Raw genomic sequence first — 12,738 nt, 5'->3', positions numbered from 1 at the left:
AGGAGGAGCCAGACGTGAGCATTCTCGCCAACCTGTCGGGACCCTCCGACCTCCGCGATCTGGACGACGCCGAGCTGACCGAGCTGGCCGCCGAGATCCGCGAGCTGCTGATCGTCTCGGTGGCCTCCAACGGCGGGCACCTGGGCCCCAACCTGGGCGTCGTCGAGCTCGGCATCGCGATCCACCGCGTCTTCGAGTCGCCGTCCGACCGCATCGTGTGGGACACCGGCCACCAGTCGTACGTCCACAAGATGCTGACGGGGCGCGCGGGCGAGTTCGAGACGCTGCGCCGCGAGGGCGGGCTGTCGGGCTACCCCAGTCGGTCGGAGTCCGAGCACGACTGGGTCGAGAACTCGCACGCCTCGACGAGCCTGTCGTACGCCGACGGCATGGCCAAGGCCAATCTGCTGCTCGGCAAGGACGACTACGTCGTGGCCGTCATCGGCGACGGCGCGCTCACCGGTGGCATGGCCTGGGAGGCGCTCAACAACATCGCCGCCGACAGCGACCGCCGGCTCATCGCGATCGTCAACGACAACGGCCGCTCGTACACCCCGACGGTCGGCGGCCTGGCGAACCGGCTCACCGAGATCCGCACGAACCCGCGCTACGAGCCGACGCTCAGCGCGATCAAGGACCGCCTGACCCGCACCCCCTTCGGCGGCGCACGCGCCTACGAGGCGCTGCACGCGATCAAGAAGGGCGTCAAGGACGCCCTGGCCCCGCAGGGCATGTTCGAGGACCTCGGCCTCAAGTACATCGGCCCCGTCGACGGCCACGACCGCGAGTCCGTCGAGCACGCGCTCGAGCGGGCCAAGACCTTCGGCGGGCCCGTGCTGGTGCACGTGCTGACGACCAAGGGCCACGGCTACGACATCGCCGTCGCCAACGAGAACGACCAGATGCACCAGGCCAACCCGTTCGACCGAGCGACCGGTGACGCGCTGAGCATCGCGCCGGCGGGCTGGACGTCGGTGTTCCGCGACGAGATCGTCCGCATCGCCGACGAGCGTCCCGACGTCGTCGGCATCACCGCCGCGATGCTCTACCCGGTGGGGCTCGACGCGTTCGCCGACAAGTTCCCCGACCGCGTGTTCGACGTCGGCATCGCCGAGCAGCACGCCGTCACGAGCGCCGCGGGCCTCGCGATGGGCGGGCTGCACCCCGTCGTCGCGGTCTACGCGACCTTCATCAACCGTGCCTTCGACCAGGTGCTGCTCGACGTCGCCCTGCACGGCTGCGGCGTCACGTTCGTGCTCGACCGCGCCGGGGTCACGGGCGACGACGGCGCCAGCCACAACGGCATGTGGGACATGTCGCTGCTGCAGATCGTCCCCGGCATCCGCATCGCGGCGCCCCGCGACGGTGCGCGCCTGCGCGAGCTGCTGCGCGAGGCCGTCGACGTCGACGACGCGCCCACGGTCGTCCGGTTCGCCAAGGGCGCGGTCTGCGACGACCTCGACGCCGTCGAGCGCGTGGGCGCCACCGACGTGCTGTCGCGCGACGAGACGTCCGACGTCCTCGTCGTGGCGGTCGGCGCGTTCGGCCACCTCGGCGTCGAGACCGCCGAGCTGCTGCGCGCGCAGGGTCTCGGCGTCACGGTCGTCGATCCGCGCTGGGTCAAGCCCGTCGACCCGGCCCTCGTCGCGATGGCCGCCGACCACCGCCTCGTCGTCACGATCGAGGACAACGGCCGGCACGGCGGCGTCGGCTCGGCGATCGCGCAGGCCGTCCGCGACGCGGGCGTCGACACGCCCGTGCAGGTGCACGGCGTCGAGCAGGAGTTCCTCGACCACGCCAAGCGCGACGTCATCCTCGGACGCCTGGGCCTGACGGCCCGGTCGGTGGCCGACGACACCCTCGCGGTGCTGGCGCGGAATAGCGCGGACGGGTGAGTGGTTGACGATGGCGATGAAGAACTGGCGACCACGACGTCTGCGCGACGAGCCCACACCCGGTGACGGGTCCGGGCCGATCCTGATCCACGCCCTCGACGGCTTCCTCGGGGCCGGATCGGCGTCCCGGCTCGCGGCCCAGCAGCTGCTGACCGGCAACGGCGAGGTCGTGCACGAGTTCGACCTCGACGAGATGTTCGACTACCGCGCACGCCGCCCCACGATCGCGTTCCGCGAGAACCACTACGCCGACTACGACGACCCGACGCTGCAGGTCGTGCTCGAGCACGACGGCAACGGCGAGCCCTACCTGGTGATGGCCGGACCCGAGCCCGACTTCCTCTGGGAGCGGTTCGTGAGCGAGGTGCACGACGTCATCGAGGAGCACGACGTGCCCCTGACGCTGGGCCTCGGTGCCGTCCCGATGGGCGTCCCGCACACGCGCCCCGCGATGATCACGGCCCATGGCACACGTCCCGAGCTCGTCGACCGGCAGAACATGTGGTCGGCGCAGGTCACCGTGCCGTCGTCGGCGCAGTCGCTGCTCGAGTACCGTCTCGGCCAGTGGGGCCTCGACGCGGCCGGCTACGTCGTTCACGTGCCGCACTACCTCGCGCAGATCGACTACCCGCCCGCGGCGCTCGCGCTGATCGACGCCCTCGTCGACCGCACGGGCCTGGTCATCGACGCCGAGCGCCTGCGCGCCCGCCAGGGCGACGCCCTCAAGGAGATCGAGGACCAGATCGAGGAGCAGGGCGGGGCGAGCCTGCTGAGCGGCCTCGAGGAGCAGTACGACGCGTTCACCCGTGGTGCCGCGCAGTCGCTGCTGGCCAGCGACGAGGACCTGCCGAGTGGCGACGAGCTGGCCGACCAGTTCGAGCAGTTCCTGGCGCGCCAGCGCAAGGACGAGCAGAACTGACGCACGGGCCCCGCCGGGCCTCGCTCGCCGCACTCGCCCGGTCGGTGGTTCGGTAGGGTGCTTGCGTGCCTGCCTCAGTCGACGAAGTCATCGGTCTGCTCGATCTCGAACGCCTCGAGGAGGGCCTGTACCGCGGCTCACAGCCCGCCGCGTCGTCCCTCAAGCGGGTCTTCGGCGGACAGGTCGCGGCGCAGGCCCTGATGGCCGCCCAGCTGACGGTGCCCGACGACCGCTTCGTGCACTCCCTGCACCTCTACTTCATCCTGGGCGGTGACCCGAGCATCCCGATCGTCTACGACGTCGAGGACGTCCGCGACGGCCGCTCGTTCACGACGCGGCGGGTCGCGGCCCGCCAGCACGGCGAGATCATCTTCTACATGACCGCGTCGTTCCAGGTCGAGGAGGGCGGCTGGGACCACCAGGACCGCATGCCCCGGGTCCCGACGCCCGACGAGGCCACGCCGATGCTCGACATCGTCCAGATGCGCGGTCCCGAGGCCGTCGAGCACTGGGAGCGCGAGTGGGCGTCGTTCGACATGCGCTACATCGGCGACAACCGCGACCAGGACGATCCCCAGCGCGCGCTGACCCCGGCGGTGCAGCGGCTGTGGTTCCGCGCCAACGGCACGCTGCCGGACTCGCGCATCATCCACAACGCGGCGTTCACGTACATCAGCGACCTGAGCCTGCTGGGGGCGAGCCTCGTCCCGCACGGGCAGTTCATCGGCTCGGACCGCGTGCAGCCGGCCTCGCTCGACCACACGATCTGGTTCCACCGCCCCGTCCGCGCCGACGAGTGGCTGCTCTACGACCAGACGTCGCCGTCGGCGTCGGGTGCGCGCGGGCTCAGCACGGCCCATGTGTTCAGCCAGGACGGCACGCTCGTCGCGACGGTGGCCCAGGAGGGCCTCATCCGCCCCCTGACCAAGCGCTGAGGCACGACCTCGGCGCCCCCGGACGTCTGGGGGCGCCGGGGCCTACGGCAGCGGGGTGACGCGTCCGACGAGGTGCGGGACGGGCTTGCGGGAGCCCTTCACGCCGAACGTCAGCACGTCGTCGTCGGACGACGACCCGAACACGACGGTCGTCGGCAGCAGGATCGGCTTGCGGAACTCGGCGACGTTCGTGAACGCGTCGGGCAGCTTGTTCTGCACCGCCGAGAGGCTGCGCGCGAGCGTCCACATGCCGTGGGCGATGTTGCTCGGGAAGCCGAACGCCTTGGCGGTCAGCGGGTACAGGTGGATGGGGTTGCGGTCGCCCGAGATCGCGGCGTAGCGACGGCCGAGGTCGCCGGCGAGCTTCCAGTGCACGACGCCGTCGGGCACCTCGACGCCGGTCAGGGCGGCGGGGGACTGCTCGGGCGCGCCGCCCTTGTGCCGCGAGAACAGCGTCATCGTCTCGTCCCACACGACGTCGCCGGCGATCGTGACGGTCGTGACGATGTCGATCAGCGAGCCCTTGGGGTGCGGACGCAGGTCGTCTGCGCGCACCGACACGTCGAAGGCCTCGTCGACGCGGATCGGCCGGTATTGCGTGATGGTGTTGCGCAGGTGCACCAGGCCCATCGGGGCGAACGGGAACGACGTGTCGGTCATCAGCGTCATGTGCAGCGCGAACGCGGCCATGTGCGGGTAGGTGGCCGGCAGGGTGTCGCTGCGAGGGAACCCGCAGACCTCGTTGTACGCGTCGAGGTGTCGCGGGTCGGTCACGACGCCGTGCCGTTCGAGGACGACGTCGGGCACCGAGCCCTTGGCGTGCCTGACGCCCGGCAGCCCGCCGATGACGGGGACGGCGGGCAGCGCCGCCTTGAGCATCAGGGGCAGCGTCGGGGGCGCCGACGTGAACACGCGGGTCGTCACGTCAGGCGCCGATCAGGGCCTGGCCGCACACGCGCACGACGTTGCCCGAGATCGCCGACGAACCGGGGTGCGCGTACCACGCGATCGCCTCGGCGACGTCGATCGGCTGGCCGCCCTGCGACAGCGAGCTGAGCCGGCGGCCGGCCTCGCGGATGCCGAGCGGCATGGTCTTGACCATGTCGGTCTCGATGAAGCCCGGTGCGATCGCGTTGACCGTGATGCCGGCCTCGGCGACCCGCTTCGACAGGTCGTCGACGAAGCCGATCACGCCGGCCTTGGCGGTGCCGTAGCTCGTCTGGCCGTTGTTGCCCGCGATGCCGGCGATCGACGAGATGCCGATGACGCGTCCGCCGCGACGCAGCAGCGAGCGCTGCAGGAGCTCGGCGGTGATGCGCTGCGGGGCGCCGACGCTGATGTCGATCACGAGGTTCCAGTTCTCGGTCTTCATGTTCTTGAGGCGCTTGTCGCGGGTGATGCCGGCGTTGTGCACCACGATGTCGACGCCGCCGTGGGCGTCCTCGAGCGCGTCGGCGATGACCCGGGGGGCCTCGGGTGCCGTGATGTCCTCGGCGATCGACGTGCCGTTGAGCTCGGCCATGACGGCGTCGAGCTCGTCCTTGAGGCCGGGGACGTCGAGGCCGACGATCGCGGCGCCGTCGCGGTGCAGGGTGCGGGCCATCGCCGCACCGAGGCCGCGGGAGGCACCCGTGACGAGCGCGACCTTGCCGGCGAGCGGCTTGGCCGGGTCGGCGACGGTGTCGGGGGAGACCAGCTCGGTCAGGCCGAGACGGATGACCTGGCCCGACACGAACGCCGACTTGGGGGAGAGCAGGAACTCGAGCGTCGAGCCGAGCGCCTTCTCGCTGCCCTCGCCGACGTACACCAGGTTCGCCGTGCTGCCGTTGCCGCCGATCTCCTTGCCCGCCGAGCGGACGAAGCCCTCGAGGGCGCGCTGGGCGATCGCGGCGGTCTCGGTGCTCGCCTGGGCGGGCAGGGCGCCGATCACGACGAGACGCCCGGAGCTGGCGAGGCTGCGCAGCGCGGGCGTGAAGAACTGCTGCATGTCGGCCAGGCCGGCGGTGTCGGCGATGCCGGTGGCGTCGAAGACCAGGGCCTCGTACTTCTTGCCGTCGGCGCGGACGCCGACCGCCTCGATGCCGCTCGACTTGAGCGTCGCGTTGAGGGTCGTGCCGATCGTGCTCCTCGGCGCGGCGCCGATCAGGACGGTGCCCTTCACGAGGGGCGACCCCTCGGTCCACCGCTCCAGCACGGGCGGGTTGGGCAGACCCAGATTCGTGACGATGAACTTGCCGATCGGGTTGTGCGCGAGCGACTGGTAGCGATCAGTCATGAGTCGGGTGTGTCCTATCTCTCGGATACCATCGGTATCTGGAATGATGCTGAAACTGTAACGTCATGCTTCGACGTCAGTCCACACCTGTGGCTGCGGCGCGCATCACGTTCACCACCACTGTTCACGACGATCGAGGAGACCGCCATGGCGGACACGTCCCCCGCGAAGAAGTCCCCGGCCAAGAAGGCCCCCGCGCAGCAGAAGGCTTCCGCCGGTTCCGCGACCCCGCAGCAGGTGCGGCGCGTCGCCGTCATCGGCGGGAACCGCATCCCGTTCGCGCGCTCCAACACCGTCTACACCCACGTCTCGAACCAGGAGATGCTGACCGCGGCGCTCGACGGGCTCGTCGACCGCTTCGGCCTCGAGGGCGAGCGGGTCGGCGAGTTCGCGGCCGGCGCCGTCCTCAAGCACAGCCGCGACTTCAACCTCGCCCGCGAGACCGTGCTGGGCTCGAAGCTCTCGCCCGACACCCCGGCCTTCGACGTCCAGCAGGCCTGCGACACCGGCATCCAGGCCGCGATCCTGGTCGCCAACAAGATCGCCCTGGGCAAGATCGACGCCGGCATCGCGGGCGGGTCCGACACGACGTCCGACGCCCCGCTGGCGATCGGCGACAAGCTGCGCAAGATCCTGCTCGAGGCCAACCGCGCCAAGGACAACAAGGGCCGCGTCAAGGCGCTCGCCAAGATCCGTCCGGCGTTCCTGGCGCCCGACCAGCCGCGCAACGCCGAGCCCCGCACCGGCCTGTCGATGGGCGACAGCCAGGCCATCACGACCAAGGAGTGGGGCATCACCCGCGAGGCGCAGGACGAGCTCGCGGTGACATCGCACCAGAACCTCGCGACGTCGTACGACGAGGGCTGGCAGGACGACCTCGTCACGCCGTTCCAGGGCGTCACGAAGGACAACAACCTGCGTCCCGACTCGAGCGTCGAGAAGCTCGCGAAGCTCAAGCCCGTGTTCGGCACGTCGTTCGGCGACGAGGCCACCATGACGGCCGCCAACTCCACGCCGCTGTCCGACGGCGCGTCGGTCGTCCTGCTGGCGTCCGAGGAGGAGGCCGAGAAGCGCGGGTGGACCCCCGAGGCGTACTTCGTCGACTACGAGACCGCCGCGGTCGACTACGTGTCGGGTGCCGAGGGCCTGCTGATGGCCCCGGTCTACGCCGTGCCGCGCATGCTCGCACGTCAGGGCCTGACGCTGCAGGACTTCGACTTCTACGAGATCCACGAGGCGTTCGCCGGTCAGGTGCTGACGACCCTCGCGGCGTGGGAGGACCCGACGTTCTGCAAGGACAAGCTCGGCCTCGACGTGCCGCTGGGCTCGATTGACCGCAGCAGGCTCAACGTCAAGGGCTCGTCGTTGGCCGCGGCGCACCCGTTCGCCGCGACCGGCGGACGCATCGTCGCGAACCTGGCCAAGCTGCTGCACGAGAAGGGCTCGGGCCGTGGCCTGATCTCGATCTGCGCCGCGGGCGGCCAGGGCGTCGTCGCGATCCTGGAGGCCTGACCCGCCACCCCGCCCGCCGGGCCCGACGTCTTCTCAGGGACGTCGGGCCCGGCGTCGTCCAGGGGGTTGCGCTGGAGCGCGCTCCAGCACCTAGCGTCGTGGGCATGACTTCTTCGCAGACGCCCATCGGCTCCGGCTTCGGGGCGCACACGACGGCCGACGAGGTGCTCGACGGCATCGACCTGACCGGCACGACGGCCCTCGTCACGGGCGGCTACTCCGGCATCGGTCTCGAGACGACCCGCGCGCTGGCGAAGGCGGGCGCCCGGGTCGTCGTCCCCGCCCGCCGACCGGACCAGGCCCGCGACCAGCTGGCGGGCATCGACCGCACCGAGGTCGACGAGCTCGACCTGGGCGACCTCGACAGCGTCGCCGCCTTCGCCGACCGGCTCGTCGGGTCCGGTCGCATCCTCGACGTGGTGATCGACAGCGCCGGCATCATGGCGACGCCCGAGACGCGTGTCGGTCCGGGCTGGGAGGCGCAGTTCGCGACCAACCACCTCGGCCACTTCGCGCTGGTCAACCGCCTGTGGCCCGTCATCGAGCCCGGCGGCGCCCGCGTCGTCTCGGTGTCGTCGACGGGCCACCTGCGCTCGGGCATCCGGTGGGACGACGTCGACTTCGAGGGCGGCGACTACGACAAGTGGGAGGCCTACGGCCAGGCCAAGACCGCCAACGCGCTGTTCGCCCTGCACCTCGACGCCCTCGGGCGCGACGTCGGCGTGCGCGCGTTCTCGCTGCACCCCGGCGGCATCCTGACGCCGCTCCAGCGGCACCTGCCGGTCGAGGAGCAGGTCGAGATGGGCTGGGTCAACCCCGACGGGACGCCGGTCGACCCGTCGATGTTCAAGACGCCCGAGCAGGGGGCCGCGACGCAGGTGTGGGCCGCCACGTCGCCTCGGCTCGACGGCATGGGCGGTGTGTACCTCGAGGACTGCGACGTCGCCGAGCCGCACGTCCCGGACGGTCCGCGGCGCGGTGTCTCCGCCCACGCGACCGATCCGGAGCAGGCCGCCCGCCTGTGGACGCTGTCGGCCCGGCGCACCGGGGTCGACGCCTTCGCGTGAGCGCCTAGCGGTCGGTGCCGCGAGCCATCGCGACGGCCGCGACGGCGACGAGCTGCTTGACCTCGTCGAACGGGACGGCGTCGACGGCCGGCAGCCCCGGGTTGTCCTCGCGCACCGACAGCTGGAGCGTCGCGAGGTTGAGCACGCCGAGGGCCTGCGTGTAGAAGATGTTGGCCAGCAGGTTGGGGTCGCGCACCGTGAACTGCCGCGTGGCCACGCCCGCGTCGAGGATCTCGACGACGTGGTTCAGGCAGGCGGCCATCGCGAGGCCCAGGTCGATCATGACCTTCTGGCTGACCTCCTCCATGAGCTCCTCGCCGCGGCGGCGCAGGAGGGCCTGTGCGCAGTCGACGAACGCCGGCAGTCGGGCGCCGAAGTCGAGGAAGCCGATCGTGATGGACCGCAGGCGGTCCTCGGGATCTCGCGACGGGTCGTCGGCGGCACCGAGCGTGCGGTCGAGCTCCTGGAGGTAGCCGACGAGGGTCTCGGCGAAGAGCTCCTCCTTGCCGGAGAAGTGGCGGTAGATGATGGCGCGGTTGATCCCGACGGCCCGTGCGATGTCCTCGATCTGGGCGTCTCTCACGCCTCGCTCGTCGAACAACGTCCGGGTCGCCTCGAGAATCTCCCTCTTGCGCTCTGCGCGGCGTTCCGAGACAGCCATGCGCACGAGTTTAGGGTGCGCTGTCGGTGGCTGGTCGTAGGCTCGGTGCATGAGGTCAGTTTCGGAGCTTAAGCGTCAGGTCGCGCCCATCGAGGTCGTCTCGGAGTACGTCCCCGCGGGTGACCAGCCGGCGGCGATCGCCGAGCTCGAGAAGCGCATCAAGGCCGGCAGCGTCGACAACGTCCTGCTGGGTGCGACCGGTACCGGAAAGACCGCCACGACGGCGTGGCTGGCCGAGCGTCTGCAGCGCCCCATGCTCGTCATGATGCCCAACAAGCTGCTGGCGGCGCAGTTCGCCAACGAGCTGCGCGAGCTGCTGCCGCACAACGCCGTCGAGTACTTCGTCTCGTACTACGACTACTACCAGCCCGAGGCGTACATCGCGCAGAGCGACACCTACATCGAGAAGGACTCCTCGATCAACGAGGAGGTCGAGCGGCTGCGCCACTCCGCCACGTGGTCGCTGCTGACGCGTCGCGACGTCATCGTCGTCGCGACGGTCTCGTGCATCTACGGCCTCGGCTCGGCGCAGGAGTACCTCGAGCGCATGATCGGCTTCAAGGTCGGCGAGGAGATGGCCCGCGACCAGCTGCTGCGCACCCTCGTCGAGGCCCAGTACGTCCGCAACGACGTCGCCTCGACCCGCGGCACGTTCCGCGTCAAGGGCGACACCGTCGAGATCTTCCCCGTCTACCAGGAGCACGCGGTCCGGGTCGAGTTCTTCGGCGACGAGATCGAGCGGCTCATGACGCTGCACCCGCTGACGGGCGAGGTGCTGAGCGACGACCAGGAGCTGTTCGTCGGCTCGGCGACGCACTACGCCGCCGGTCCCGCGACGATGCGCAAGGCGATCGAGACGATCAAGGTCGAGCTCGAGGAGCGCCTCGCCGAGCTCGAGGGCCAGAACAAGCTGCTCGAGGCGCAGCGCCTGCGCATGCGCACGACGTACGACATCGAGATGATGGAGCAGGTCGGCACGTGCGCCGGCATCGAGAACTACTCGCGCCACATGGACCAGCGCGGGCCCGGCACGCCGGGCCACTGCCTGCTCGACTACTTCCCCGACGACTTCGTCCTGGTCGTCGACGAGTCGCACGTCACGATCCCGCAGATCGGCGCGATGTACGAGGGCGACATGTCGCGCAAGCGGTCGCTCGTCGACCACGGCTTCCGCCTGCCCAGCGCGATGGACAACCGCCCGCTGAAGTGGCCCGAGTTCCTCGAGCGCATCGGCCAGACCGTCTACCTGTCCGCCACCCCCGGCAACTACGAGATGGAGAAGGTGCAGGGCGACGTCGTCGAGCAGATCATCCGACCGACCGGCCTGATCGACCCCGAGGTCGTCGTCAAGCCGACCAAGGGCCAGATCGACGACCTGATCACGCAGATCCGCACCCGCACCGACAAGAACGAGCGCGTGCTGGTCACGACCCTGACCAAGAAGATGTCGGAAGACCTCACCGACTACCTGCTCGAGGCCGGCATCCGCACGCGCTACCTGCACTCCGAGGTCGACACCCTGCGCCGCGTCGAGCTGCTGCGCGAGCTGCGCATGGGCGAGTACGACGTCCTGGTGGGCATCAACCTGCTGCGCGAGGGCCTCGACCTGCCGGAGGTGAGCCTCGTCGCGATCCTCGACGCCGACAAGGAGGGCTTCCTGCGGTCGGAGCGCTCGCTGATCCAGACGATCGGCCGCGCGGCGCGCAACGTCTCGGGCCAGGTCATCATGTACGCCGACCGCATCACGGACTCGATGGCCTACGCGATCGACGAGACCAACCGTCGCCGCGAGAAGCAGGTCGCCTACAACACGGCCAACGGCATCGACCCGACGCCGCTGCGACGCAAGATCGGCGACATCACCGACATGCTGGCACGCGAGGACGCCGACACGGCCTCGTTGCTGGCGGCCACGGGCGACAAGCGACGCAAGGGCGCGCCCGTGCCGCTGGGCCAGCACACGGCCGATCTGGCCAACCTCCCGTCGGGCGAGCTGGCGGCACTGATCGAGCAGCTCAGCGAGCAGATGCGAGCCGCCGCGGCCGAGCTGCAGTTCGAGGTCGCGGCGCGCCTGCGCGACGAGATCGGCGACCTGAAGAAGGAGCTGCGCGGCATGCTCGAGGCCGGCGTCTGACGGAGCACGGCGCCGGCGCCGCGACGCGGGCCGACGTCCGAGGGCGAGACGGCGCTCACATCGCCGTCGTGCGGCGGTCTCAGATGAGGCAGATCTGGCCTCTGCCTGCAAGAATGTGCCTCGGAGGGGAGTATTCCCCAACCGCAACGCCGTCATCACGGTGACTCCCTGCAGTCACCCGGTGTTGCGGGCCGCGCCAGCGGCGGAAGAGACCTCCGGCCTGCATGAGACCGGAGGACTCTCTTGAACGTATCCACCACCGAATGGGCGATCACGATCGGCGTGACGCTCGCGGTGCTGCTCTTCGACATCCTGATCGTGGCGCGTCGTCCGCACGAGCCGTCGATGAAGGAGTGCGCGACCTACCTGAGCGTGTACGTCGGACTCGCGATCGCCTTCGGCATCTGGGTCTCGATCTACCACAACGACTCGACGATCAAGGACGGCGACTTCGGTCTGCAGTTCTTCGCCGGCTGGCTGACCGAGTACAGCCTGTCGATCGACAACCTGTTCATCTTCATCATCATCATGGCCAGCTTCAAGGTGCCGCGGAAGTACCAGCAGGAAGCCCTGATGGTGGGCATCGTCATCGCCCTGATCTTCCGCGCGGTGTTCATCGCGCTCGGCGCGGTCGCGATCGAGCAGGTCTCGTGGATCTTCTACATCTTCGGTGCGTTCCTGCTCTACACGGGCTACAACCTGATGAAGGACACCGACCACGACGACGACGGCGAGAACGCGGTCGTCCGCATGGCGCGCAAGCGCTTCACGGTGTCGGAGCAGTGGGACGGCCTGAAGCTGTTCGTCCACGAGAACGGCAAGCGCGCCATCACGCCGATGTTCCTGGTCATCATCGCCCTCGGCACGACCGACCTGCTGTTCGCGCTCGACTCGATCCCCGCGATCTACGGCCTCACGAAGGAGCCGTACCTGGTCTTCACGGCCAACGTGTTCGCGCTGATGGGTCTGCGTCAGCTGTACTTCCTGCTGGGTGGTCTGCTCAAGAAGCTCATCTACCTGTCGCAGGGCCTCGCGATCCTGCTCGCGTTCATCGGCGTCAAGCTGATCCTGCACGCGCTGCACGAGAACGAGCTGCCGTTCATCAACGGTGGCGAGCACGTGCCGGTCTACGAGATCCCGACGCTGCTGAGCCTCGGCGTGATCGTCGGCATCCTCAGCATCACCGCGATCGTCAGCCTGACGGTGTCGAGCCGTCGCGAGAAGGCGGGCCTCAACCCCGACGGCACGCCCAAGGTCACGACGGGCGCTGCGGACGACGAGGTCTGATCTTCGTCGCCCGAGGCGAACGCACGAACGGCCGGTCCCCTCGCGGGGGCCGG

At 69.9% G+C, this 12,738-nt stretch carries 10 protein-coding genes; 7 read left to right on the top strand and 3 right to left on the bottom strand.

Annotation, left to right across the window (positions count from 1 at the left end; all coding sequences use genetic code 11):
• Nucleotides 1-14 precede the first annotated feature (14 nt).
• The 3 genes from dxs to IFT73_RS06700 all read left to right on the top strand — a co-directional run bounded on the left by dxs (nt 15) and on the right by IFT73_RS06700 (nt 3,749).
• The gene (gene dxs, locus IFT73_RS06710; protein ID WP_056609051.1) at nt 15-1,895 is read left to right on the top strand and encodes a 1-deoxy-D-xylulose-5-phosphate synthase; all 1,881 of its coding nucleotides are present in this window, start codon (nt 15-17) and stop codon (nt 1,893-1,895) included.
• A 16-nt stretch (nt 1,896-1,911) separates the two neighbouring features.
• A complete protein-coding gene (locus IFT73_RS06705) occupies nt 1,912-2,814 on the top strand; it encodes a PAC2 family protein (RefSeq protein WP_192166885.1) in 903 nt (300 codons plus the stop codon).
• A gap of 65 nt (nt 2,815-2,879) precedes the next feature.
• The gene (locus IFT73_RS06700) at nt 2,880-3,749 is read left to right on the top strand and encodes an acyl-CoA thioesterase II (RefSeq protein WP_056609045.1); all 870 of its coding nucleotides are present in this window, start codon (nt 2,880-2,882) and stop codon (nt 3,747-3,749) included.
• Between the two features lie 42 nt (nt 3,750-3,791).
• Here IFT73_RS06700 and IFT73_RS19525 read toward each other — a convergent pair whose 3' ends face one another.
• Together IFT73_RS19525 and IFT73_RS06690 are read right to left on the bottom strand one after the other, a co-directional pair.
• Nucleotides 3,792-4,673 carry a MaoC/PaaZ C-terminal domain-containing protein gene (locus tag IFT73_RS19525; RefSeq protein WP_197983518.1) on the bottom strand — a complete coding sequence of 294 codons (882 nt, stop codon included), beginning with the start codon at nt 4,671-4,673 and terminating at the stop codon, nt 3,792-3,794.
• Between the two features lies 1 nt (nt 4,674).
• Nucleotides 4,675-6,024 carry a 3-oxoacyl-ACP reductase gene (locus IFT73_RS06690; protein WP_192166884.1) on the bottom strand — a complete coding sequence of 450 codons (1,350 nt, stop codon included), beginning with the start codon at nt 6,022-6,024 and terminating at the stop codon, nt 4,675-4,677.
• A 147-nt stretch (nt 6,025-6,171) separates the two neighbouring features.
• Here IFT73_RS06690 and IFT73_RS06685 point away from each other — a divergent pair, with 147 nt between their 5' ends.
• Nucleotides 6,172-7,536, top strand: coding sequence for an acetyl-CoA C-acetyltransferase (locus IFT73_RS06685; protein ID WP_192166883.1), 1,365 nt, complete (start codon nt 6,172-6,174; stop codon nt 7,534-7,536).
• 104 nt (nt 7,537-7,640) lie between these two features.
• Nucleotides 7,641-8,603: an SDR family NAD(P)-dependent oxidoreductase gene (locus IFT73_RS06680; protein ID WP_192166882.1), complete on the top strand. Its 963-nt coding sequence runs from the start codon at nt 7,641-7,643 to the stop codon at nt 8,601-8,603.
• 4 nt (nt 8,604-8,607) lie between these two features.
• Here the strand turns inward: IFT73_RS06680 and IFT73_RS06675 are convergent, their stop codons facing one another.
• On the bottom strand, nt 8,608-9,264 hold the full coding sequence (locus tag IFT73_RS06675; RefSeq protein WP_056609037.1) for a TetR/AcrR family transcriptional regulator: 657 nt from the start codon (nt 9,262-9,264) through the stop codon (nt 8,608-8,610).
• A 49-nt stretch (nt 9,265-9,313) separates the two neighbouring features.
• Between IFT73_RS06675 and uvrB the strand changes: the two genes are divergently transcribed.
• Both uvrB and IFT73_RS06665 read left to right on the top strand, forming a co-directional pair.
• Nucleotides 9,314-11,398, top strand: coding sequence for an excinuclease ABC subunit UvrB (gene uvrB, locus IFT73_RS06670; RefSeq protein WP_056609035.1), 2,085 nt, complete (start codon nt 9,314-9,316; stop codon nt 11,396-11,398).
• 243 nt (nt 11,399-11,641) lie between these two features.
• A complete protein-coding gene (locus tag IFT73_RS06665) occupies nt 11,642-12,685 on the top strand; it encodes a TerC family protein (protein ID WP_056609033.1) in 1,044 nt (347 codons plus the stop codon).
• Nucleotides 12,686-12,738: the final 53 nt, after the last annotated feature.

This window comes from Aeromicrobium sp. CFBP 8757 (assembly GCF_014841755.1).
Classification (GTDB): domain Bacteria; phylum Actinomycetota; class Actinomycetes; order Propionibacteriales; family Nocardioidaceae; genus Aeromicrobium.
The sequence above is the reverse complement of the archived record's forward strand: the minus strand, read 5'-3'. Positions and strand labels throughout refer to the sequence as shown.

Excerpts from the sequence above, each read along its gene's own strand:
- IFT73_RS06705 (WP_192166885.1), top strand. The coding sequence starts at position 1,912 with ATGAAGAACTGGCGACCACGACGTCTGCGCGACGAGCCCACACCCGGT.
- IFT73_RS06690 (WP_192166884.1), bottom strand. The coding sequence starts at position 6,024 with ATGACTGATCGCTACCAGTCGCTCGCGCACAACCCGATCGGCAAGTTC.
- IFT73_RS06685 (WP_192166883.1), top strand. The coding sequence starts at position 6,172 with ATGGCGGACACGTCCCCCGCGAAGAAGTCCCCGGCCAAGAAGGCCCCC.
- IFT73_RS06680 (WP_192166882.1), top strand. The coding sequence starts at position 7,641 with ATGACTTCTTCGCAGACGCCCATCGGCTCCGGCTTCGGGGCGCACACG.
- IFT73_RS06675 (WP_056609037.1), bottom strand. The coding sequence starts at position 9,264 with ATGGCTGTCTCGGAACGCCGCGCAGAGCGCAAGAGGGAGATTCTCGAG.
- uvrB (WP_056609035.1), top strand. The coding sequence starts at position 9,314 with ATGAGGTCAGTTTCGGAGCTTAAGCGTCAGGTCGCGCCCATCGAGGTC.